The following is a 21,980-nucleotide window of genomic DNA, read 5'->3' as shown; positions in this document are numbered from 1 at the left end:
TAGTCGTCTGCTTGACGATAAACACTCCCTTCGTCGACTGCGTCGGCCGCTGATCCACTTCGGTCCGGTCCGGGGTTCACAGCTGGCTCCGGTCGCCATTCTGTGCCGTGTCATACGAGGTCACACCCCCAGTTGGAGACCATCGGCCGCCTCCTCGACCATGGCAAGGCCGAGTCGGCTGACCCGCACGGAGAACGGGGCGCCCGCGACCCGTAGCCCGGTCAGGCCGATCTCCCCCAGAGGCGCGCTGCGCACCGGGCGCAGCGTGACCGTCCCGGCCGGAGCGTCGGGGCGGATTCCGGCCAGGGTGGTCAGCAGCAGGACTCCGGCGGCCGCCGCGGTGGCCGAGGGCCGACAGGCCGCCGGATGGGCCAGCGGGGCACTTCCATCGGTGCGCTGCTCCCCCGCGTACATCTCGGGGAGCCGGTGACCGAAGGCCTCGGCCGCCGCCAGTACGCCCCGCAGCAGCGAGCCGGCCTCCTTCTCATAGTCGGCGGCCGACAGGCCCGCGACGGCGACCGCCGTCTCCTGGACCCGCACGGCACCGGCCCGGTGACCGAACGGGTTGTATCCCGCTTCCTTGGCGCTCAGCCCGCGCAGACCCCACCCGGAGTCCATGGTCGGGCTCCCGAGCAACCGGGCGAGTTGTTCCGTCTGCACCCGGTCGAGCAGCCCGGGTGCCTGTTCACCCGCGCTCAGGAGCCCGGTGTCGAGGAGATGGACGGCTGCGGCAGTGAGCTGCGGCACAAGACGCCCGTCCGGGGCCCGGGCGGCCGCCGGCCGGCCTCCGCCGCGGTCCTCGACCCAGAAGTCCTCGCGGAACGCCGTCCGGAGCTCCCGGGCCCACTGCCGCAGCGCGGTGCCGCCCGGCCTCCCGAACGCGTCGAGCAGGTCGGCGCCGACCAGCGCGGCCCGGTGGGCATACGCCTGGGTCTCGCAGCGAGCGGGTCCGCCCGGCTGCGGGTCGCACAGGTACGGCCCCTCGCCCACAGTCGTCCGCAACCAGGTCAGACACCGCTCGGCCGCGGGCAGCAACTCTTCCGTCTCGCGCTCCGGCAGGCCCCATCGGCGGGCCTCCGCGAGCAGTACGGGGAAGAGCAGGGTGGCCTCCGTGCCGGTACAACCCGGTGGCAGATGCGGCCCCGCGTCCCGGAGGGGTCCGGGGATCATGCCGGACCGTGGTCCCGGTCCCGCGACTTGGGTGCGGGCGAGGGTGCGCAGTGTGCCCACCGCGAGCCTGGTACCGAGAGCCAGCGTCATCCGGGCCGCGACGAGCGCCTCGGCCGGTGCCATGCCGCAGCGCCAGGGCGCTCCTGCCGCCAGGTGGGTGTCGGTGGGGTGCACCGGGTCACGCAGCAAAAGGGCCTGAAGGTCCTCGATGCTGGTGTGCAACAGCGCCCGGACTCCGGAATGGTCGCCCGTCGCCCGTGCCGGCGCGAGGGGGCTCGTCGCCGCACGCCCCACGGCCCGCAGGGGTCCCGCGCCGTCCGGTCGTACCCGCAGTTCCACGCTCGCCGTGCCGCCCGGAAGCAGTTCGAACTCCCAGCGCAGCAGTCCTGCGGAGGCCAGTGCGTCGGCGGGCGGCGGATCGGCCGTGACCGACGCGCTTCCTCCGGCACCGGCCCAGCGCAGGCCGGAGTCGTGGACGCTGGCGGGCAGTTCGGGTCCCGCCCGGCCCGACGCGATCGCGCCCAGGTCGGCCAGGTCCGTGCCGAGGGCCACCTCCACCGGCAGGCGCAGCGGACGGGGGGCTGCGCTGTGCAGCGTGATGCGTTCCGTGCCGTCCGCGTGACGCGTGCGTTCGACCACCACATCCGGGTCCGGGCCCGCGCCGGGGGACGCACGCAGCGTTCCCACGAAGCGGGCGCGATCCGCCGCGGTCGTCCGAGCCTGCACGGCGACCGGTTCGCGTCCGGCGACGCGGACCTGGCAGCGGGAGAGCACACGTCGACCCGCGCGGTAGAACCCCTCCAAGCCGTGACCTGTCAGCTGCCCCTGATCCGAGGAGATGGCGAGGCCCGGCAGCGCGACACAGATGAGGGCGGTGTGGGCCGGCGGCAGGCCGGCCGAGCCGCGGGGCGCCGGGGGCGAGGGCGACGGCAGGTGGCCCCGCGAGGCGGATGGCGGCCGAGGGGAGCGTCCGGTGACCGAGGCCGGGGGGCGGCCCGGGGCCGTCGGCGGTGCGGTGCTGGATCGCTGGTCCGTGTCCGGCCCTCTCGAGGGCTTCCTCTGTTCCTGCCCCATGGATGGAGACAGCCCCTGGCCCGGCCCCGCATCTGGGGACGATGGCCTGCCCATCCTCGTGGAGAACTGCTCCTGCCCCGGTGCCGAGGGAGTGGGCCGGTCCGGATTGCGGCCCGGAGCCCGGCGTGGGTCGTACTCCATCGTCCGCGCGGTGCGGTCGGCGTCGCTCGTGAGCCTGGGCTCGAACGATTTCGTGCTCGGCATCTGTGTCGGCTTCGTGCTCGATACCTGTGTCGGCGGGCTGGTGCCTCTCCTCCAAGACAGCGCGGGTCCGCCGAGCCCAGGGCTGTCGTCGTCGGCGGCGGAGGGCGGAGTCGGCTGGTGCAAGGGGCGGCTTCCTCTGCGCTCTGTGCGCCTCGGGCGTGGTCGGCGCCGGGTGCGGGGCTCCTGAGGGACAAGGGCGGTACAGCGGCACGGCCCGTCCAGACGTTCCGCCACTCAGGTGAACGGGGTGGACCTCTTCGGGGTCACGCCCACGGCCGCGCAAGCCGACCGAAGGGCGGCGGAGCGGACGGCACAGCACCCGCACCCGCACCCGCACCCGCAGACGGACCGCCCGACCTCGCTCGACAATCCCGGACACCGTCAAAGAACCTCCTCTATCCGCCTGCGCGTCGCCCAACGGCACTCGACCACTCCCCGCCCTCATTTCTCTCCGGTGGCGTCACCTCCCGGCCGCGCGGCACCAGGGCCGGACCCGCGCCGAGGTACGCCGGCGTTACTCGAAGGACGTGGGCGCCCGCCTTCCGCCCCGGAGGGTCGAGGACGCGTGCGGCAGGCCCTCGTAACTCCAGGGCGCATCCCGGCCGCCGGACGGGTGCGTGCGTGGGATTCGTCAGTTCCCGAGGGCCGTCCTCCCGGTTCCCCGGAGCGAGGGCGGCCGTCCGGGCCGCCGCTGGAACGTGTCCGTCGGCGGCGCCGGGATGTTCCGGGTGCGGATACCGGCTGTTCTCCACCCACACCGACACCTCCCTCGTCCTGCTGGGTCGGCGCTCCGGCTTCCTGCCGCGTCGACACCACCGCTGCCGCCTGCCCCGAGGCAACGGTTTCCGACTCGGCGACCTCCCGTTCCGCGCCCTCCGGCCCCGAACGCGCGGCCCGCTGCTCGCGTTCCGTGCGCAGGCAGCGGCGGATCGACTCCGGGTCCAGGCCCTCGTTGCAGGCCTGGTGCAGGAGGCGGGCGAAGAGATAGTCAGGATCCGCGCCCAACGCCATGGCGAGGGCCTCCCGGGCCTCGATGTCGTCACCGGACGACCAGGCGACCCAGCCGACGAGGGTGAGCGGCGCTGCCGCGTGTTCGCCGTACGGACCGACGCAACGGCGGGCCAAGGCGCGCCAGAGACGCAGAGCCGGGCCGGCCTCGTCGGCCTCCATCCACTCGGCCGCGCGGTCACGGGTCGAGCGGTCCTGCAGGGCGAGGATCAGCATGGCCGCTTCCTCGTGTCCGAGCAGTTCGTCGTCGCGCAGGTCCGCCTCGAGGGCGCCGGAGACGGGCGCTGCTTCGGCGAGCCGCGTCATGACCCGCTCGGCAAGCTGCAGGGCCTCCTCGGCCACGTCCGCCCGACCCGCCGCGTCGAGCATCTTGGGGACCTGCGTCATGCTGGTGGTGTCCAGGACGAGCTCCTGCTCCAGCGCGGCGGCGGTCTCCCAGGGCAGCAGCCTGGCCCGCAACTCGCGCAGTGTGCCGCGCACCTGGAGCCCGGCGTAGGTCGCGGCGGCGGCCAGCACGGACGTACCGGGCAGTCCCATGGGCAGGCCGTCAGGGGGACAGCAGCCCTCGCTCGGGCAGCAGTACGACCAAAAGCGGCCTTCTGAGATGCAGAGCGCCTCGATCACGGGCACGTCGAGCCGACCGCACTCCGTGCGCAGCAGCCCGGCAAGCTGGGCCAGCCGTCGCATGACCTGCTGCCCCGTCTCGCCCTTGGCCGGTTCCTGGCAGACGTAGGCGACGATCTGCTCGGGCTTGGCGCCTCTCCGCTCGCTGCCCGTGACCAAGCCGTGGGCCAACTGCCGGGCCGCGGAGGCCCAGTCGTCCTCGCTGGTCGGAATGCCGAGCCGGGCCCGGCCACCGAACCGGCCACGCCCGCCCCGGTCGTGGAGGGCGACCAGGACGATGCTGTCCTCGGGGCGGTACCCGAGCAGGTACGGCAGGGCGTCGGCCAGTTCGGCCGGCGTGCGCAGGGTGACCTGGTGATCGCCTCCTTCGGCGTCGTATGTCACGCACTCGACGTGCTCGTCGGCGACACCGGGACGCCCGCTGGCAGAGCCGGAGCCAGGGCCGTCGTGCGTCTCGTATCCGTCTCGTCCGCCGATGTCGCCGTTCTCGGAGGATCCAGTCGTTTCGCTGTGATTCGTCATGCGCCGACGATCTCGCGGATCGCGACGTTCCGCTTGGGCCTGTGGATAAGTCCGATCAGGGACACGTCAGCAGGGAATCGGCGCCGCGCTGGGCGCCGACTGTCAGTGGTGTCCTGTTGCATGGGATGCATGACGCACCGCAGCAAGGCGAAATCGCGCACGGCGGCCGACGCGGACCGTGCTCGTCTCCCCGCTGCCCGCGCTCATACCGACCAGGTCGAGGCGGCCGCCCGCGCCGACATCCACGCCCGGACCGGCGTCGAGCCCGGTAGACGGAGACCGGCAAACCCGTTCCCTGGCCAGCTCGATGATCTGCTCCGCCGCCCACTTGCTCTGGGTGTAGCCGGTCGGCGCGGGCTCGCCGGGGCCGCTCAGGTCGCTGACTTTGATGCCCGCGCCGCCGGTGTCCCACCCCACGTACACGCCAAGGGCGGACACATAGTGCGCGGGGACGGTGCGGCGGCGGGCGGCCGGCGGGCGGATCTCCTCGGTGCCCGACCCGCCCCGGCCCGCCCCGCCCCGGCCCGGACCCGACCCGGCCCGGAGCCGGCCGAGGAGATCGTGGCCTGGAGCAGGCGGAAACTGGCCGCGCACAAGTATCCGCAGGTGGTGGAGTTCGTCTATCCGCGGTGGTGGAGTTCGTCGACGGCTTCCCGCTCGGCCCCAGCGGAAAGTTCCTCAAACAGCGGAAGCAGAACGTGGCCGTGGAGGACCCGACCTCGAACACACCGGTGCCGGCTCCACGGCGCGCTCAGCCGGCCGCGGCCAGGACCAGCGGAAGGACCTGTTCGCCGCCTGCCTGGCGGATCAGGCGGGCAGCGACCGCGAGGGTCCAGCCGGAGTCGGTGTAGTCGTCCACGAGCAGAACAGGGCCGGGAGAGCCGGCCAGGGCACCAGCCAGCTCCTCAGAGACCGTGAAGGCGCCGGACAGCGCCCTCAGACGCTGGGCGGAGTTGCTGCGGCGCGCCGCGTGCGCGCCGCTCGGCCCGGTGTACGTCAGGGTGCCCAGAAACGGGAGGCGGCCGACGCTCGCAATTCCCTGGGCGAGGGAACCGACCAACTGTGGGCGGGCCAGTGACGGCACGGCAACGACCCCCACAGGTCGGGCAGAGGCATCCGGGACGTTCGGCGCCCAGCCGCCCGGGGAGCGCGCCCAGTCGGCGAGGACCACCACCGCGGCCTGCAGGACGTCGTCGGGGACCGGACTGTCGGGCGCGTTCTCCGCCAGCAGCGGGCGCAGCCGGTTGCCCCATCCGATGTCCGAGAGCCGACCCAGGGCACGCCCGGTGGAGCACTGCTCCTTGGCCGGGATACGCCCTTTGAGGTCGATGCCCAGTGCGGGCATCCCCGTCGGCCACATTCGGCGCGGCTCAACCTCCACTCCCGGGCGATCCAGTTCCTTCGCCGCCCCCGTCAACGTCTCCGCCGAGACGGAGGGGTCCGCCCAGGTTCCCGCGCAGTTGTCGCAACGGCCGCACGGCATCGCCCCCTCGTCGTCCAGCTGCCGACGCAGGAACTCCATCCGGCACTGGGACGTGCTCACGTAATCGCGCATGGCCTGCTGCTCGGCCGCCCGCTGCCGGGCCACCCACGCGTACCGCTCAGCGTCGTACACCCACTCCGCTCCCGTGGCCGTCCAGCCGCCCTTCACCCGCTTCACCGCGCCGTCCACGTCGAGCACCTTGAGCATGGTCTCCAGACGGGTGCGCCGAAGCTCCACCGCCGTCTCCAGGGCCGGCACCGACAGCGGCCGTCCCGCACCGGCAAGGGCCGAGAGGGTCTGTCGAACCTGCGCCTCGGGCGGGAAGGCGGTATCGGAGAAGTAGCGCCAGATGGCCTCGTCCTCCTTGCCAGGCAGCAGCAGCACGTCGGCGTGCTCCACCCCGCGGCCCGCGCGGCCCACCTGCTGGTAGTAGGCGATCGGTGAGGACGGCGAGCCGAGATGGACGACGAAGCCCAGGTCCGGCTTGTCGAAGCCCATGCCCAGTGCCGACGTCGCGACCAGCGCCTTGACCCGGTTCTCCCGCAGGTCGATCTCGGCCTGCAGCCGGTCGGCGTTCTCCGTGCGTCCCGAGTAGGAAGCCACCTGGAAGCCGCGCTGCCGCAGAAAGGCCGTCGCCTCCTCGGCCGCGGCCACCGTCAGCGTGTAGATGATCCCGGAGCCCGGCAGCTCGTCCAAATGCTCGGCGAGCCAGGCCAGACGGTGCGCGGCGTCCGGCAGCTGGACCACACCCAGCCGCAGGCTCTCCCGCTCCAGCGGGCCCCGCAGCACCAACGCCTCGCCGACACCGGTACCCAACTGCTCGGCCACATCCGCTGTCACCCGCGCATTGGCCGTCGCCGTCGTGGCCAGCACCGGCACCCCGGGGGCAAGCTCGGCGAGCATCGCCCGCAGTCGCCGGTAGTCGGGGCGGAAGTCGTGTCCCCAGTCGGAGATGCAGTGGGCCTCGTCGACCACCAGCAGACCGGTCGTGGCCGCAAGCTTGGGCAGCAGCTGCTCGCGGAAATCCACGGAATTAAGGCGTTCCGGACTTACGAGGAGAACGTCGGTCTCGCCACGCTCGACCTCCTCGTGGATGGCGTCCCACTCCTCCGGGTTGGCCGAGTTGATGGTGCGAGCCCGGATACCGGCCCGCTCCGCCGCCTCGACCTGGTTACGCATCAGCGCCAGCAACGGCGAGACGATCACGGTCGGCCCGGAGCCGCGCCGCCGTAGCAGGGCGGTGGCGACGAAGTACACCGCCGACTTGCCCCAACCAGTGCGCTGCACCACCAGAGCACGCCGACGCTCCTCCACCAGAGCCGCCACCGCCTGCCACTGGTCTTCCCGCAACCGCGCGGAACCCCCCGGATCACCGACAAGCTCAGCGAGGATGGCATCGGCTTCAGCGCGGAGCTCCAAATCGTCCATGCCCCCATGCAACCCGACGGCACTGACAATCGGCCACTTCACCCGACGTGACGGACCGCTCACAAACGCTCCCACTACTGTGGCCCCGACCAGGCGCCAAGCACCGGACAGCCCTGCGACGGGGTACGCACGTACCGTGCTCGAACGTCCCATGCGTCGCCTCGGCAGCAGCGGGTAGGGATATAAGACGCCAACCGCCCGATAAGGGTCGGTAGGCCCAATTGCTCGTTGCCGCAACCAAGTTCGACAGGAAGAATTGAAGTCCGCTCCCCGCACGACTCCTCCGTGGTCCGGTAGGGCTCTGCTGCGGTGTGGGCTCCCACGAATCCGACCCCGCCCGCAGTGTGGGCGCGTAGCCGAAGGGAGGACCGTGACCTTCGGATTCGCTCCGTCCTCCGCGGCGTCGACGTCGTCGCCTGCCGATCTGTCCGCCGCATCCGCCAATCCTCTGACCCGCATGCTCGAACCCGCGGAGTGGGCTGCCGCCGGAATCCCTCTGCTGCGCAATCCCCGCGAGGTCGTCAGCGGACTGCACTCACGGCACCGCCCCAAGCCGGCGACCGCGATCGTGGCGGTGCTCGACCCCGACGAGCGGCTGCGGGCGAGCGCCTCGTTCACGCGCCGCCCGGCACCGGCGGACGGCTGGATGTTCCGCAACGTGCTGCTCGCCCAGCTGCGCCGAGTGATCCCGCACGACCTGCGACGCCGCACACCGGTGCGCACCGCCGTACTGCTCTACTGCCGGGAGGGCGACGCGCGTTGGACACAGGAGGACGGCGCATGGATGTGGGGACTGCGTGATGCCTGCACTCTGCACGGGCTGCGCTGCGGGGCGTACATCACACTGACCCGGGACGGCTGGCAGGTCCTGGGCGAGGGCCGCGGCGGACGCCGTCCGAACGCTGACTCCGCGCCGGAGCCCTTCGCCCTGTCCGAGGCTCCGGCCCCGCCTCCGCGTACGGGCGGAGCCGCCTCGGAGGTCCTGCGCCGCGCGGCGGCTCGCTGACGCCGACCGTGTTCGAGCGCAGGCCGTGCGCCGTGCCGTATGCCCGACGACGTCGTACGGCGTGCGGTACACCTGCTGAGTCTCCATGACGGAACGCACGACGCCCCGAGCGCATGCCTGGCACTGTCAGGGCGTGCGCACACACTGCCGCCCCGGGTCCACGGCCGAACCGCCGCCGGTTGTGCGCGCGCACGCCGGAACGTCCGCCGTGCAGGTGCCGCCGCGGCGGCACCTCTCGTCACCCCCCGGCGTCCCTCAGGACGTGCCGGACGCGGCTCAGACGCCGGCGCCGAGCACCGAGTTGATCTGCTGCGGGTCGCCGCAGACGATCAACAGGGCACCGGCCCGGGCATGGGCCAACGGCAGGGCGTCGGCGGCAGCCGCGTCCGGACCGCCGTTGACGGCGACCACGACCACGGGACGGGACGCCGCGCGGGACGCCACGGCGGCGTCCGCGTAGAAGACGTCGTCGCCCGCGTCGTGCTGCGCCCAGTAGGAGGCTTCGCCGAAGGACAGTTCGTGGGCGGCCCACGGGTGCTGTTCGCCGGTGGTGATCACCAGCACGTCACCGGGGGCTCGACCCGAGTCCAACAGCAGGTCGACGGCTTCTTCGGCAGCATCGAGCGCACCCTCGGCGGAGGCCGGGATGAGCTGGATCTGCGGGGTCGCCGCGGCCGGAGCGGTGGCGACAGGGGCGGCCGGGCCCGACGGGCCGGGCGTGGCCACGGCCCCGTCACGCGGCGCACGTTGCACCGGCGGCGCGGGCCGCTGAGGGCCGGGGCGACCAGGGCGCGGGTGAGCCGCGGGGCGGGGGCCGGGTACGGGACGGGGGGTCGGCGCGGTACGGCCGCTGGCCGGAGTGGCGCGGGGACCCTGGGCACTCTCGTGAATCTGAGGCTCCTCGGGAATGAGAGGCATGAGCTGATGTTTATCAAACGTTGGTACGGCTCGCGTCGGCGGGTGGCACATGAGTGCGAGCGGAATCGTCAGAAATCGAAGCCGAGCTGGCCCTCGATCTCCGGAACGCTTCCGTCCGCCCAGCTGCGGGCCTTCTTGAGGTGTCGCCACTGGGGCAGCGCATCAAGATACGCCCACGACAACCGGTGGTACGGGGTGGGTCCCCGCTCCTCCAGTGCGGCCTTGTGCACGGGCGACGGATACCCGGCGTTGGCCGCAAAATCGAAGTCTGCATGGTCGATACCCAGTTCGGCCATCATTTTGTCGCGCTGAACCTTGGCAATCACGGAGGCGGCCGCGACGGCGACGCACGACTGGTCGCCCTTGATCACCGTGCGAACCTTCCAGGGGGTACCGAGATAGTTGTGCTTCCCGTCGAGGATCACCGCGTCGGGACGGACGGGCAGGGCCTCCAGGGCACGCACCGCCGCGATCCGCAGGGCTGCAGTCATCCCCATCTCGTCGATCTCCTCCGGAGAGGCGTGCCCCAAGGCGTAGGACGTCACCCACGTCCGCAGCGTTTCGGCGAGTTCGGTACGGCGCTTGACTGTGAGCAGCTTGGAGTCGGTGAGGCCTTCAGGGGGCCGACGCAGTCCGGTGATCGCCGCGCAGACGGTGACGGGGCCGGCCCACGCGCCGCGCCCCACCTCGTCGACACCGGCAATGATCTTCGCTCCGGTCGTGGCGCGGAGGGAGCGCTCGACGGTGTGAGTAGGCGGTTCGTACGGCATGGCGCCCTTAGCGTACGCCGACCGGATCACCCTCCGACACCCCGGTTTCCCCGAACGGCTTCACGGGCGCCGCCGACTTCGGTCAGCCATCGGTCGGCCGCCGCCGGGGAAGCATCAACTGGTCGGTCATCTCTTCGAGATGCCGGTCGCCCCATTCGCTCGCGCACAGCTTGGAGCGGTACGTCATCATCGCCGAAATGGCATCCAGGACGTAGCCGTTCGCGGCATCGGGTCGCACCTCTCCCTGAGAATTTCCTGCCGATTCCATGTAACCTCCCTGACGCTTCCCTGACGCTTCGGCGAGTGACGCCCGCACGGAGCAGCTTGCCGGTCGACTCCACGGCTCCTCCGAAGATCACACCCTGGAAGCGTTCCGCCTGAGCGGGGTCGCATTCGTGAATCACCGCGCGGAGCGCGAACCCAAGGCACGGCAGAACGACGCGGCCCTGCCCGTCCGCGCGCCCGCCTCGACGTACTCGCGGCGCCACGTAGCCGGAGAGAGGTCGGAGCGGGGTGGCCGTCCCGTGCGATACAGCGATCTGTCGTGCTCTAAGACCTCGGCCGGTCGGCTGCCGGACAGGGTCGGAATGCCACCGTGCGATTCATGACCAGTGAGCGCCACTGGATACTGCCGGCGCTGCATGGGCGGCGCCATGGGCCGAGGCGCCGGGGTGAAGGCCCAGTGAAACTCCCGGGTGAGTACCGCCGGTAAGACTCCCCTACGGGGGGTAACCAGATGATCAGCCGATATCTTCAGACGGCGGCCCGGTCGTGGCAGCGCTCCGGTCGCTGGGAGGAGAAGCCCGTGGCGGTCGCAAGCGCGACTCTGCCCGGCTGCAGTGGGCGAGCCGTGTGTTAGCCGAGGGGCTGCGGTGTCGCCCCTGGACCGACGGCCGCGTGGGCGGCCGGACCTCTGTCGGCCGGGGAGCAGAGGTCCGGCCTCACCCATTCGAAAGGCCAATCAGGTGGTGGAGTTCAACAGCGGCCAACACCTGCCCTGCTGTCGATCAAATCGTCGCTTCTCTTGCCGCCGAGCCCGACGTCGACGTAGGCCCACGCCACGGTCTTGACCACGTTCAGCTGGATGCCGCGGCCGCGCCCAGCACCGCCGGCACTCCGTGACCAGGTCAGCCAGGAGGACGAGTGCACTGGTGTCGGCCGGAGCCCGGTCGGCACCCCATCGACTCCGTGCCGGCGCTACCGCCGACCAGCAGCCACCAGTGCGGGCTTCCAGAGGCGCCTTCGGGCGTCGCTTGCGACCGATGAGCCGCGCGAGCGGTTACTGTCCGTCCCCGCGCGCGGTGGTCCACGCCTGCCCCAGCACGTACAGAAGACCCATGACCGCTGCCGCGGCCAGACACCCCACGGCGCGCGGCCCGTCCTCGGGATGGGGGTGCCTCGGGGCCTCGTATCCGTTGCGCACGCCGATGTCATGGACCGCTTTCTCGATCGCGCGCTTGTCGGCGGCGCTCAATCCGCCGGCGGACGCGAGTGACTCCGACATGGTGGTGACTTTGTCGACGTCGTCCTCGGTGAACACGCCGAAGTCGGGATCACTCGGATACGGCACGACTGCGCCTGCGGGACGGCAGACCAGCGGCTCTCCTGTTTCGGTGTCGAGGATGAGGTCCGGCGGGTCGCTGCAGCTTTCGGAGTCCGAGAAGGACACCGCGTAGGGCGAAGGTTCAGGGCCGGCTGCGATCCAGTTGACGCCGAATACGGCGGCGAGTACCAACCATGCGATCGCGCCCATCCCCATCACAATCGTGGCGCGAGCGAGCCGTGTCCGGGTCCGGGTCCGCTCGGCGGCACGTCCGTCATCCCGCGGTTCCTGCGCGCCCTGAGCCCGATCAGCCCCGTGCAGGTCAGACGCGAACGACGACTGCCGCGCCCGGCTTCCCGGCACTCCCCTCCCTGTCACGTCGACTCTCGGTTTGCGCGGGTACCTGGGTGGCGGTTTACGCGGATACCTGGGTCGCATCCGCACAACGTACGGACGCCCATAGGGGACCCCTCCCGCATCGCCATACCTACCTGGACGGTACGGAGCGGAGAAGGCCTCGATGGGGAACAGCATGATCGCCCAGTCGAGACCGAGTTCGCGACCACCAGCACCAACGCGTGCCGGCGCTCGTGATGCACCCGCCGCACCTCGCCGAGTCCGGCCTCCGCCGCCGGTCCCGGCAGCGAGCGCCGTAGCTGCCACTCCCCCCATGCGTCCGCTTCCGTGGCCGAACACCATCCGAGTCCCAGCGCCTCGTGGTGCTCAAGGCCGGACAGGTCAGCAGCGGACAAGTCGAGGACGACCGTGGAAAGGGCGGCATGTAGCGATGTGGTAGCCGTCGGCACCCTGGCCGACCGCGAGCACGGAATGCAGCAGTCCGTGGGTACCGACACATGCTGATGCTTGTAGTCGGTCTCGCGGCTCATGTCGGCGGTGTGGGGCGGCGGGCCCCGTAGGGAGCAGTGCCCGGGCCTCGTGGCGTGTTCGCTCCTATCGTGGAACGGCACAGTGACGTACGGCGCCGAGGCAGGCACTCACATGAGGGAACCGCAGATCGACTATGCGGCGGTCTTCCGGGCCCTACCCGGCATGGTGGCGCTGCTCACCCCTGACCTGGTGTACGCCGACGCCAACGACGACTTCCTGCGGCTGGCCGGGCGCACCCGCGAGCAGCTGCTGGGCCGCTACATCTTCGACGTCTTCCCCGAGAACCCCAACGATCCGGCCGCGGCCGGCATGCGGGAGACCCAAGCGTCGATGCTCCGCGTGGTGGCCACCGGCGAGCGCGACACGATGGCGCTGCTCCGCTACGACATCGAGGATCCCGAGCGGCCCGGCCACTGGGAGGAGCACTTCTGGAGCCCGGTCAACGCACCCGTCCTCGGCCCGGACGGGCAGGTGGTGCTGATCGTGCACCGGGTGGAGGAGGTCACCGACCTCATCCGCGCCCGCGGCGCCCCGGTCGACGACGATCGCGCCCGCGTGCTGGAGGCCGAGCTCTACACCCGCTCACGTGAACTGCAGGGGGTCAACGAACGCCTGCGCCAGGCCCACGCCCGGGAACGCGAGGTCGCCCTGGCCCTGCAGGCGGCCATGCTGCCCGCCCCCAGCCCGGTCGGGCACCACCGGGCGGCGGTGCGCTACCGGCCCGCCACCGCCGCCCTGAACGTGTGCGGCGACTGGTACGACCTGGCCGACCTGCCCGGCGGGGGTATGGCGGTCGCCGTGGGCGACGTTGTCGGCCACGGCCTCGCCGCCGCCTGCGCCATGGGCCAGTTGCGCAGCGCGCTGAGCGCTGCCTGCCGCGTCGCCGAGAGCCCTGCCCGCGCCCTGGATGTCCTAGGCCTGTACGCCCGCTTCGTCGAGGGCGCCGAGTCGACCACCGCGGTGACCACCTTCATCAACTGGGACGGCCACACCATCACCTACAGCAGCGCCGGCCACCCACCGCCCGCCCTCCTCCACCCCGACGGCTCCGTGACGTTCCTCGACCAGGCCACCGACCCGCCACTCGGCGCCCGCCTCGAACGTGTCTCCCGTCCGCAGGCCAGCACGTCCTTCGTCGAAGGCGCCACCCTGGTCCTGTACACCGACGGGCTGATCGAACGCCGTCACGAGGACATCGACACCGGCCTGGCCCGCCTCGCCCACGCCCTCACCCACCACCAGCACACCGACCCCGAGTCCCTGGCCGACGCCCTCCTCGCCGACCTCCTCCCACCCACCGCCAACACCGACGACACCGCCCTGATCGTCCTGCGCCTGTAACCCGCTACGCCTCACAGCATGAGCCGGCACAGGGGCAGCCATGGGCGGTATCCCAGGTCACAGCCACCGCATTCTCGGGTGTGAAGTCCGGAAGGAGCCCAGCGGTTGGGACCAGTCAGCCGGGGGGCCAGGAAGCACAGAGGGGCGCCCTCGTGCACGGATCTGCCCCTGAACGCGCGCCGCGCTCACTCTATGTAGCGAACTGCCTGTCCGCCGTATGGCCCCCTGGTGCCGCGCGCGTTGCACTGGGGCGTGAACGGAGCGGTGCTGTGCTGACCGTGAAGCGCCGGGGTGCGCCCATCCCGTCCCGCGGTGCCGGCAAGTGGCCGCGGTGAACGGCTGCGGAAGGGAAGGTGCGATGGCGCTGATGTGGATGCGGTCAAATGCCTCCGAGTGGCTCGCCGCTGCTTCGGAGGATCCCCGGGCCCGCAAGCGTGAGTGGCGGCTCGGCATCAGGGGCGTCACGCTGCTTCCCGCAGGTCGTCTGTGGGATGTCGTGATCGTTCCGCAGGAGCTGGGGCTGCGTGTCGCCGGCATCCTGGATGACCTGCCGCTGCTGAGGCCCGGGCCCGTCTTGTGGGATGCCCGGCGGTATCAGGTGGGCTTCTTCGTGCCCCCGGGCACGGCATCCCGGTGCGTCTGCACCGGTCTGCGCTGCGCGGGCGAGGACGCGTGGATCACAGCTCCGGCGCCGCAGCGTCGCCGGGGCTCGCTGCGCTGGCTGATCTCCCCGGACGGTACCGGTACCTTGAACCAGCCCGAGGTCCTGGAGCTGACGCTGAAGCGCGCTGCGGGGAAGTCGGTGCTTGGGCTGAGCGGGTGATGGCGGCGGTACTGCTGTTGCCGTAATCCTTGATCACACGTTGACACGGCATGGATCCTCGCGGTGACAACGCTGTGCCGACACCGGCCCTGCTCCGGGCCCCCTGGCTCCCGCCCGAGCGCGATGCCCCGGATGCCGCCGTCACGCGCGACGGCGGATGGAGCAGGACCGTGATGGTCATCTGCTCGACGGCAACGGTTGCCGCCGTGGTGGTGCTGGCCATCGCCGGCCGACTCGGCTGACAGAGCCGACACCGCCGCCTTCGCGAGCCGCGTGCCTGATCCCTCCCGCCTGCCGGATCGGCGACTCCCGCACGGGCAAGTCCCCCTCACCTCAGCCACATTGCGATCGGCGCATCTCCAACCGACCGTCACGGGGTCAGCCATAGAGTGATGCACCATGCGAAGCCTGGCGCATCTACCGAAGGCCCATCTCCATCTCCATCTCGAAGGCGCGATGCGCCCCGCCACGCTCGCGGAACTGGCGGGCGAGCGGGGCGAACAACCGCCGGACTCGAGCGGCTTCACGACGTTCGAGGACTTCATGCCCCTGTATCGCGTCGCTGCACGGCTGGTGCGCGACGGCCCGCGGGAGAACCTTCTGCGGCTGGTGCGCGAAGTGGTCGAGGACGCCTCCGCGGACGGAGCGGTGTGGATCGAGCCGCACGTGAACCCCCTGACCTACGAGGCCGATCCCGACGCCGCGCTCGACCTGCTGGACGCGGTGATCGACGAGGGCCGCCGTACCGGTGCCCGGCTGGGCGTCGGCTTCGGCGTCCTGGTGTTCGCCCGCCGTAACGCGGACCCTTCGGAGGCCGTCGAGGCCGCCCATCTCGCGGCCCGGCGGGCAGGCAACGGGGTGGTCTCCTTCGGCCTGGCCGGGGACGAGGCCCGATATGCCCCCGAGCCGTTCGCCGAGGCATTCGCCATCGCCCGTGATGCCGGGCTGATTTCCGCCCCGCACGCAGGGGAACTCGCCGGTCCGGCCGGCGTGCGCGCCGCGCTCGACGTGCTCGGCGCGCGACGGATCGCCCACGGCGTACGGGCGGTCGAGGATCCGGCTCTCGTCGCCCGCCTGGCCGCGCAAGGCGTGGTCCTCGACGTCTGCCCCACCTCCAACGTCGCCCTCGGCGTCGTTGGATCCCTGTCCGTCCATCCCCTCCCGCTTCTGCTGCGAGCCGGCGTCCGGTGCACCCTCAACGCCGACGACCCCCTCCTGTTCGGCCCCGGCCTGCTGGAGGAGTACGAAACAGCCCGTACGGCCTTCGCCCTCACCGACTCCGAAATCGCCGCGATAGCCCGCACCTCGGTCGAATCCTCTGGCGCCCCGCGCGCAACGGTGAAGGATGCGGTCACGCTCATCGGCGACTGGCTGGACACCGCTGACCCAGCAACGACACCCCCGACCACGTCGAACCGACCGGCCCCCACCCCCAACCGACGGGCCCCCGCCCTCAACTGACCACCCTCAGCCACACTGACCACTCTCACCCCACGCGAACTCGACGTCGCGCGCCTGCTCGCCCAAGGCCTGTGCAACACGGAACTCGTCGCGGAGCGGACGGCGCCGAGCGGACGTAGCAGAGCGGAGTGGCGCCTTCTCTAACGGGCACTCGTATCTCACCAACGGACTGAGGGGTGGCATACCGCTCATGGAGATCTCAGGCGTCATCAGCGCGATCGTCATCGGCATCGTGATCGGTGTCCTCGGCCGGCTCGTCGTCCCCGGCCGCCAACGCATCGGCATCCTGTGGACGATCGGGATCGGTATCGTCGCCGCCTTCATCGGAACCGGCATCGCCGCCGGCCTCGACGTCGCCGACACAGAGGGCGTCGACTGGGTCGAGTGGATCATCCAGATAGCCCTCGCGGCCTTCGGCGTCGCCGCGGTCAACAAGGTGAAGCTGCGCCGCTGACCTTGCTGAAGGCGCTGGTCACAGAGCTGGTGAACGCGTTGCGGCGGCAACGGGCTCCAGCCGGCGCACCCGGAACCGGTCGCGTCGCAGCAAAGGCCGTTCGACGAGGGCGTACGAGGCGAGGGCCGCCGCGACCGTCGCCACGACGCCGGCGGGGAGCAGCATGCCGCCGTCCACGCCGAGGTCGGAGAGCAGCCGTATGACGGGGTAGTGCCACAGGTACATCCCGTAGCTGAGGTTGCGTCCGACCCATGCCAGCGCGGACACCGACAGCAGACGGGACGGCCACGACCGCGGGCACAAATCCAGCGCCGCCACCACCGTGGCCGACAGAACGGCGGCGGCCAGGAAACCGACCGTGTACCACACGGGGATCCACCCGCTCGCTTCGGTGATCGGGATCTGCCAGGCGATCAGCCCCAGCAGCGCGAGCGCGGGCCAGCACAGCCGTCCCGCCCATCGGCGCAGCAGCGCCAGCCGGGGGTCGTCGGCGCGCAGTCGGGCCAGGACGACGGCCAGCAGAGCCCCGACGAGGAGTTGATCGGCGCGGGTGTCGGGGCCGTTGTAGATGCGGTGCGCCGCCGTGGGGTCCCAGAGCACCATCCGCCAGAGCACCGGCAGGACACACAGCGCGGCGATCCAGCCCAGTACCGTCCGCGCGGTCGCGTGCCGTAGCAGTACGAGCAGCAGGAGCGGCCAGGCCAGATAGAACTGCTCCTCCACGCCCAGAGACCAGGTGTGGCTCAGTGGCGCGGTGAGATCCGAGTACGGCCCGGACTCCCCAGCCCGTACCAGGTTGACCACCGAGGCCGCGGCCAGCGCCGCCGCCGCCCACGCCCCCTCGAACAGTGACAGCGGGAGCGCCACGGACAGCAAGGCGGTGACCGCGCACATCACCAGCATGGCCGGTACCAGCCGCAACCACCGCCGCCGGTAGAACGACCGCAGGCCGATACGACCGGTACGGGCGTACTCGGCGACCAGCAGCCGGGTGATGACGAAGCCGCTGAGCGTGAAGAAGACGTCCACGGCCACCGAGCCTCCGGGCACCAGGTCCGGCTCCAGGTGGTACACGATCACCAACGCCACGGCGACCGTCCGCAATCCGTCCAGCCCCGCCACCCGCCCACCACGCAGCGCCGACGAGAAGCCCCGCCCGCCGCCTCTGCGGCGTTCCGCCGAGGAGGGGACGAGCGGCGGCGCCGCTCGCACGCCCAGGCTCTGCTGCTCCGTGGCCTCGTAGACCGTGCTCGTGTGGGGGGTACTCATAACGGCGGCGTCTTCCCAGCGCCCCAGAGATCACACAAATTCTCATGTTCCCCACAGATTCAGCGCCACTTTCCGGCCGCCGAAGAATGGCAGGAGCAAAGTCCTGCGGGTAGGCGTGCCAGGTCCGCCAGTGCACCGAACGCACCGGCCCGCCAAAGGAGCCAGCCGCACAAGGCTTCAACACGACGACCGAGAGCCATACTTGCCCATGCGGGGGATCATCCCGTGGTGGTTTTCCAGCGGAGAGGCGGTTATCCGGTGAGCAGCGGCAGCCAGGGAGTGGGGAAGGCCGAGGTGCGGCTCAAGTGGGACCCGAGTCCCTGGAATGAGCCACCTCATCATCTCGACATCATCGCCGCGACCTACTCGGCGGACGCCCCCTATGGACGGCCGGTGTACGTCGTCCACTTCGACAGCCGCTCACCGGACGGCACCATCAACATGAGCCGGCACAGCCAGACCGGTCAGGGTTTCGGCTATGTCGAAGTGATGACTCTGGAGCTCGAGCGCCTCGCGACCTCCTTCGCACGGGTGGTCGTGGGCGTGGCGATCCACCAGAACAGCGGTCCCAAGACCTTCGGTGACCTGTCGAACGCCGGAGTGCTTGTGGTCGAGGGGTACAAAGAGCTGCTGAAGGACGACTTCACGCAGGTCGCCGGATGCACCGCCACGACCGTCGCGGAGTTCACCCGGGATTCCTCCGCGGCGTGGGAGTTTCACGAAATGATCCGAGGGTTCGACAGCGACCCCGTGGTCTTCACCGCCGAGATGGGCGCCACCCCGAAGCCCTGACCAGTCAGCGGCACACAGACGTACGGCCGATCCCCGTGGTGCAGTTGTGGTGCGGTGTGATCAGTCAGGTCACATGGAGTCCGGAGCCCACTCCGGCAACGCCTCGGTCCGTCCCGCCCACTCGGCCGGAGGCGTCCCCGCCTTCCCGGAGGCGATCACCCCGCCCACGATGGCGCAGGTCGTGTCCACGTCGCCGCCGACCTGTGCGGTCGTCCAGAACGCCTGCTCGTAGTCCCCCAGAGCTCTGGCGGCCGACCAGAGCGCGAAGGGCACGGTGTCGTGGGCCGTCGTACGCCGGCCGCAGCCCAGCACGGCTGCGACGGTGCCGGCATCGGCGTAGTCGAGCATGTCCCGGGCTCGCCGCAGTCCCGCGCCGACGGCGCTCTTCGGGACGAGTGCGATGACGCCGTCGAGGAGCGCCTCCGGACTTGGCGGTCCACCGGGCGCCGCGGCCAGCGAGGCGGCCGCGGCGACGGCCATGGCGCCGACCACCGCCTCACGGTGCTGGTGCGTCGGGTAGGCCGAGATCTCCGCCTGGTGGGTCGCCTGCTCCGGGTCGTCCGCGTACCAGGCGCCGAGCGGTGCGATCCGCATCGCGGCGCCGTTGCCCCACGACCCCTGGCCGTTGAAGAGCGCGGCGGCGAGCTCGCGCCAGTCTCCGCCTTCCCGGATCAGCCGCAGCAGACGGTTGACGGCGGGGCCGTAGCCCCGGTCGAAGTCGTGGTGCTCGGCGAAGGAGCGGGCCAGCGCGTCCTGGTCGACGCGGTGGTGGGCGACCAGGACGGCGACCACGGAACAGGCCATCTCCGTGTCGTCCGTCCACTGCCAAGGGCCGGGCGGCAGCTCGCGGCTCTTCAACAGCGGGTAGTTCACCGGCACGAAGAACTGCGAGCCCAGCGCGTCCCCCACCGCCAGTCCGCGCAGGCTGGCCAGGGCACGCTCCAGGCGCAGGCCGGGAGAGGAGTCAGCGGTCATCGCCATGCCACCCTATCCAGTGATCCCGTACGGATCCGGATCCCGCCAGCGGTCGAAGGGCCGGTCCATCACGTACTTGCCGTCGTCCCCGAGAACGAGCATCCGCATCTCCGCGTTCCCCGGGTTCGACAGCGACTCGAACTCCGCGACCGTCCAGTGGAACCAGCGCATGCAGAACAGGCGCATGGCCAGGCCATGGGTCACCAGCAGCACGTTCGGCGGGTGGTCGGGTGCCTCGAAGCTGCGGTACAGGCTCTCCAGGAAGCCGCCGACCCTGTCGTACACGTCGGCACCGGACTCGCCCTGGGCGAAGCGGTAGAAGAAGTGACCGTACGCGTCCCGGTAGGCCTTCTGGAGGCGAACGTCGTCACAGTCCTGCCAGTTTCCCCAGTCCTGCTCGCGCAGCCGGGGCTCCTCGCGCACCCGTATGAGCTCCGGGTCCAGATGGAAGGCGCGCAGCGTCTCGTGTGTGCGGCGGTACGGGGAGACGTACACGCTGACCCGCTCGCGGCCGAACACCTCGCGCAGCCGTTTGCCCGTCTCCTCGGCCTGCCGCCAACCGCGCTCGGTCAAGGCCAGTGAGTGGTCGGGTTCGCGCTCGTACACGGTGTCATCAACATTGCCCGTTGACTCGCCGTGTCGGACAAGGACGATGCGCCGTGGTCGTGCCATGCCAAGACCCTAGATCGAGTGAGGCCCCATCGAGCAGTCGTACGGGCTGTATACAGCGTAGGTCACACACTTCCCGCGCGATGGACCACACCAGGGCGCGCGATCAACGGTCCGGATCGGGAACCGTCGTGCACGGATCAAGGTCCGGATTTCAAACCGTCCAGGACGGTTCCAGCTCCACGATGTCGCCGGTGAGGGACGCGACGTCCGCTTCCGTCTGGGCTCGCAGGGCGAGCCGCTCCACGCGTTCGGCGCGGTACTTGCCGTGTTCGGCGGCCGACCGCCACATGGAAAGCACGAGGAACTCGTTTCCCGGCGCCTCGCCGAACAGCCCGCGGATCATGCCGGGTGAGCCGGCCATCGCGGGATTCCAGACCTTCTCCTGCATCAGCATGTAATGCTCGGCCCGCTCCTCATGGACACGGCAGTGAGCGACCCGCACCAGGTCGGCGTCCGTGAACCGCGGTTCGAAGCCGGTCTTCACATCGAAGCGGTAGTCGAACAGCTTGACCTGGATGTCCTTGAAGGTGCCGGACTGGGCCGCCGCCAGCCGGTCGTGGGAGCGGGCCATGAAGGAGTCGTAGAAGGCACGGCTCTCCCAGAAGGCGAAGATGTGCGCCACACCTTGCCGCCCCCGGCTCCAGCCCCCGCCCTGTCCCCGAAACCCCGGCTCCCCCAGAAGCCCCGCCCACTTTCGCTGCCCCCGCTCGAACCCGCGGCGGTCCACCACGGTGCAGCGAATCCACTTGACCAGCACCGCGCCATCGTAAGGCCACGGGGCGTGGCGCAGGTCACGCTCGCACGGAGAGCCCGCCCGCAAGCTCGCCCGGGCGCGTGGGAGGATGGGCAATCTGCCGTGCCTGCCCGGCAGTTCGGGTCGGCGACACAGGGGGAAGGGGAAGTCTGGTGAACGGCCTCAGCAAGGGGATCCGCAAGGTCGAGATCGCCCTCAAGTGGGACCCGAGTCCGGCGGGGCAGCCACCCACGGATCTGGACATAGTGGCCGCGACCTACCTGGCGAGCGATCCGTATGGGGATCCCGCCTATGTGGTGCACTTCGACAGCCGCTCCCCCGACGGCACCATCTACCTCAACCGCGACAGCAAGGACGGCTTGGGCTTCGGCTGGGACGAGGTCCTGACGGTGGAGCTCGACCGGCTCGATGTCCGCTACGCGCGCGTGGTGGTCGGTGTCGTCATCCAGCAGCGCCCCGGACACCGCACCTTCGTCAGTGTGCTCAACCCGGCCCTGCGCATCCGAGAGGGCTACACCGACCTCGCCGAGGACAATTTCGGCGGCGTGCTCGGAGCGACGGCGGCGACGGTCGCGGAGTTCGTCCGGGAGGGGTCCGGCACCTGGGACTTCCACCCCGGCATCCACGGCTTCGAGGACGACCCCACGTCCTTCACGGCGATCATGGGCCGCACGCGCCCGGCCTGAGTGCGTTCAACCGGGCCTGAGTGCGTTCAATACGGCGAGTTCAAAACGGTGAGTTCAATACGGCGATGAGGGGCGTCGGCGCGTGGCCGACGCCCCTCCTCTTCGGGGACTGATT

Annotated in this window: 19 protein-coding genes and 1 pseudogene; 8 read left to right on the top strand and 12 right to left on the bottom strand. The window is 70.9% G+C overall.

The window, feature by feature from the left end; all coding sequences use genetic code 11:
• Positions 1 to 120 precede the first annotated feature (120 nt).
• The 4 genes from Q4V64_RS38920 to Q4V64_RS38905 all read right to left on the bottom strand — a co-directional run bounded on the left by Q4V64_RS38920 (position 121) and on the right by Q4V64_RS38905 (position 7,513).
• Positions 121 to 2,298 carry a glycogen debranching N-terminal domain-containing protein gene (locus Q4V64_RS38920; protein ID WP_253266843.1) on the bottom strand — a complete coding sequence of 726 codons (2,178 nt, stop codon included), beginning with the start codon at positions 2,296 to 2,298 and terminating at the stop codon, positions 121 to 123.
• Between the two features lie 591 nt (positions 2,299 to 2,889).
• Entirely contained in the window at positions 2,890 to 4,602 is a 1,713-nt protein-coding gene (locus Q4V64_RS38915) for a DUF4192 domain-containing protein (RefSeq protein ID WP_124438729.1), read from the bottom strand.
• A gap of 102 nt (positions 4,603 to 4,704) precedes the next feature.
• Entirely contained in the window at positions 4,705 to 5,196 is a 492-nt protein-coding gene (locus tag Q4V64_RS38910) for an SDR family oxidoreductase (protein ID WP_253266842.1), read from the bottom strand.
• 157 nt (positions 5,197 to 5,353) lie between these two features.
• Positions 5,354 to 7,513, bottom strand: a complete 2,160-nt coding sequence (locus Q4V64_RS38905) for a RecQ family ATP-dependent DNA helicase (RefSeq protein WP_124438731.1) — start codon at positions 7,511 to 7,513, stop codon at positions 5,354 to 5,356.
• Between the two features lie 370 nt (positions 7,514 to 7,883).
• Here Q4V64_RS38905 and Q4V64_RS38900 point away from each other — a divergent pair, with 370 nt between their 5' ends.
• The gene (locus tag Q4V64_RS38900; RefSeq protein WP_124438732.1) at positions 7,884 to 8,519 is read left to right on the top strand and encodes a hypothetical protein; all 636 of its coding nucleotides are present in this window, start codon (positions 7,884 to 7,886) and stop codon (positions 8,517 to 8,519) included.
• 276 nt (positions 8,520 to 8,795) lie between these two features.
• Here the strand turns inward: Q4V64_RS38900 and Q4V64_RS38895 are convergent, their stop codons facing one another.
• From Q4V64_RS38895 to Q4V64_RS38880, 4 genes and pseudogenes are all read right to left on the bottom strand, one after another.
• Positions 8,796 to 9,437 (bottom strand): hypothetical protein, encoded by a 642-nt coding sequence (locus Q4V64_RS38895; protein ID WP_124438733.1) that lies wholly within the window; start codon positions 9,435 to 9,437, stop codon positions 8,796 to 8,798.
• Positions 9,438 to 9,505: 68 nt separating this feature from the next.
• Positions 9,506 to 10,207, bottom strand: a complete 702-nt coding sequence (locus Q4V64_RS38890) for a ribonuclease HII (RefSeq protein WP_124438734.1) — start codon at positions 10,205 to 10,207, stop codon at positions 9,506 to 9,508.
• Positions 10,208 to 10,289: 82 nt separating this feature from the next.
• Positions 10,290 to 10,629, bottom strand: a pseudogene (locus Q4V64_RS55505) (hypothetical protein); the annotation flags it as partial.
• Between the two features lie 857 nt (positions 10,630 to 11,486).
• Positions 11,487 to 11,960, bottom strand: coding sequence for a hypothetical protein (locus Q4V64_RS38880; RefSeq protein ID WP_124438735.1), 474 nt, complete (start codon positions 11,958 to 11,960; stop codon positions 11,487 to 11,489).
• A 789-nt stretch (positions 11,961 to 12,749) separates the two neighbouring features.
• On the opposite strand from Q4V64_RS38880, the gene Q4V64_RS38875 reads away from it, so the two are divergent.
• From Q4V64_RS38875 to Q4V64_RS38855, 5 genes are all read left to right on the top strand, one after another.
• Entirely contained in the window at positions 12,750 to 13,979 is a 1,230-nt protein-coding gene (locus Q4V64_RS38875) for a SpoIIE family protein phosphatase (protein WP_124438736.1), read from the top strand.
• Positions 13,980 to 14,337: 358 nt separating this feature from the next.
• Complete coding sequence (locus Q4V64_RS38870; protein WP_172629094.1) at positions 14,338 to 14,802, top strand: hypothetical protein; 465 nt, start codon at positions 14,338 to 14,340, stop codon at positions 14,800 to 14,802.
• 50 nt (positions 14,803 to 14,852) lie between these two features.
• On the top strand, positions 14,853 to 15,044 hold the full coding sequence (locus Q4V64_RS38865; RefSeq protein WP_124438737.1) for a hypothetical protein: 192 nt from the start codon (positions 14,853 to 14,855) through the stop codon (positions 15,042 to 15,044).
• A 157-nt stretch (positions 15,045 to 15,201) separates the two neighbouring features.
• Positions 15,202 to 16,263 carry an adenosine deaminase gene (gene add / locus Q4V64_RS38860; RefSeq protein WP_124438738.1) on the top strand — a complete coding sequence of 354 codons (1,062 nt, stop codon included), beginning with the start codon at positions 15,202 to 15,204 and terminating at the stop codon, positions 16,261 to 16,263.
• Positions 16,264 to 16,453: 190 nt separating this feature from the next.
• The gene (locus tag Q4V64_RS38855; protein WP_124438739.1) at positions 16,454 to 16,717 is read left to right on the top strand and encodes a GlsB/YeaQ/YmgE family stress response membrane protein; all 264 of its coding nucleotides are present in this window, start codon (positions 16,454 to 16,456) and stop codon (positions 16,715 to 16,717) included.
• Between the two features lie 18 nt (positions 16,718 to 16,735).
• On the opposite strand, the gene Q4V64_RS38850 is transcribed toward Q4V64_RS38855, so the two are convergent.
• Entirely contained in the window at positions 16,736 to 17,986 is a 1,251-nt protein-coding gene (locus Q4V64_RS38850; protein ID WP_124438740.1) for an acyltransferase, read from the bottom strand.
• Between the two features lie 258 nt (positions 17,987 to 18,244).
• Here Q4V64_RS38850 and Q4V64_RS38845 point away from each other — a divergent pair, with 258 nt between their 5' ends.
• Positions 18,245 to 18,778, top strand: a complete 534-nt coding sequence (locus tag Q4V64_RS38845; protein WP_124438741.1) for a TerD family protein — start codon at positions 18,245 to 18,247, stop codon at positions 18,776 to 18,778.
• A gap of 69 nt (positions 18,779 to 18,847) precedes the next feature.
• Here Q4V64_RS38845 and Q4V64_RS38840 read toward each other — a convergent pair whose 3' ends face one another.
• The 3 genes from Q4V64_RS38840 to Q4V64_RS38830 all read right to left on the bottom strand — a co-directional run bounded on the left by Q4V64_RS38840 (position 18,848) and on the right by Q4V64_RS38830 (position 21,182).
• Positions 18,848 to 19,753, bottom strand: a complete 906-nt coding sequence (locus Q4V64_RS38840) for an ADP-ribosylglycohydrolase family protein (RefSeq protein WP_124438742.1) — start codon at positions 19,751 to 19,753, stop codon at positions 18,848 to 18,850.
• Between the two features lie 12 nt (positions 19,754 to 19,765).
• Positions 19,766 to 20,425 carry a histidine phosphatase family protein gene (locus tag Q4V64_RS38835; RefSeq protein ID WP_124438743.1) on the bottom strand — a complete coding sequence of 220 codons (660 nt, stop codon included), beginning with the start codon at positions 20,423 to 20,425 and terminating at the stop codon, positions 19,766 to 19,768.
• Positions 20,426 to 20,576: 151 nt separating this feature from the next.
• A complete protein-coding gene (locus Q4V64_RS38830) occupies positions 20,577 to 21,182 on the bottom strand; it encodes a YdbC family protein (protein ID WP_124438744.1) in 606 nt (201 codons plus the stop codon).
• Positions 21,183 to 21,331: 149 nt separating this feature from the next.
• Between Q4V64_RS38830 and Q4V64_RS38825 the strand changes: the two genes are divergently transcribed.
• Positions 21,332 to 21,865, top strand: coding sequence for a TerD family protein (locus tag Q4V64_RS38825; RefSeq protein WP_124438745.1), 534 nt, complete (start codon positions 21,332 to 21,334; stop codon positions 21,863 to 21,865).
• Positions 21,866 to 21,980: the final 115 nt, after the last annotated feature.

Origin of the sequence: Streptomyces sp. NL15-2K (assembly GCF_030551255.1) — a bacterium.
Classification (GTDB): Bacteria; Actinomycetota; Actinomycetes; order Streptomycetales; family Streptomycetaceae; genus Streptomyces.
This window is presented reverse-complemented; position numbering and strand designations above follow the sequence as displayed.

What these genes read in the sequence shown, in the direction of transcription:
- Q4V64_RS38920 (WP_253266843.1), bottom strand. Translation starts at nt 2,298, where the DNA reads ATGGGCAGGCCATCGTCCCCAGATGCGGGGCCGGGCCAGGGGCTGTCT.
- Q4V64_RS38915 (WP_124438729.1), bottom strand. Translation starts at nt 4,602, where the DNA reads ATGACGAATCACAGCGAAACGACTGGATCCTCCGAGAACGGCGACATC.
- Q4V64_RS38905 (WP_124438731.1), bottom strand. Translation starts at nt 7,513, where the DNA reads ATGGACGATTTGGAGCTCCGCGCTGAAGCCGATGCCATCCTCGCTGAG.
- Q4V64_RS38895 (WP_124438733.1), bottom strand. Translation starts at nt 9,437, where the DNA reads ATGCCTCTCATTCCCGAGGAGCCTCAGATTCACGAGAGTGCCCAGGGT.
- Q4V64_RS38890 (WP_124438734.1), bottom strand. Translation starts at nt 10,207, where the DNA reads ATGCCGTACGAACCGCCTACTCACACCGTCGAGCGCTCCCTCCGCGCC.
- Q4V64_RS38880 (WP_124438735.1), bottom strand. Translation starts at nt 11,960, where the DNA reads ATGGGCGCGATCGCATGGTTGGTACTCGCCGCCGTATTCGGCGTCAAC.
- Q4V64_RS38875 (WP_124438736.1), top strand. Translation starts at nt 12,750, where the DNA reads ATGAGGGAACCGCAGATCGACTATGCGGCGGTCTTCCGGGCCCTACCC.
- Q4V64_RS38870 (WP_172629094.1), top strand. Translation starts at nt 14,338, where the DNA reads ATGGCGCTGATGTGGATGCGGTCAAATGCCTCCGAGTGGCTCGCCGCT.
- Q4V64_RS38865 (WP_124438737.1), top strand. Translation starts at nt 14,853, where the DNA reads ATGGATCCTCGCGGTGACAACGCTGTGCCGACACCGGCCCTGCTCCGG.
- add (WP_124438738.1), top strand. Translation starts at nt 15,202, where the DNA reads ATGCGAAGCCTGGCGCATCTACCGAAGGCCCATCTCCATCTCCATCTC.
- Q4V64_RS38855 (WP_124438739.1), top strand. Translation starts at nt 16,454, where the DNA reads ATGGAGATCTCAGGCGTCATCAGCGCGATCGTCATCGGCATCGTGATC.
- Q4V64_RS38850 (WP_124438740.1), bottom strand. Translation starts at nt 17,986, where the DNA reads ATGAGTACCCCCCACACGAGCACGGTCTACGAGGCCACGGAGCAGCAG.
- Q4V64_RS38840 (WP_124438742.1), bottom strand. Translation starts at nt 19,753, where the DNA reads ATGACCGCTGACTCCTCTCCCGGCCTGCGCCTGGAGCGTGCCCTGGCC.
- Q4V64_RS38835 (WP_124438743.1), bottom strand. Translation starts at nt 20,425, where the DNA reads ATGGCACGACCACGGCGCATCGTCCTTGTCCGACACGGCGAGTCAACG.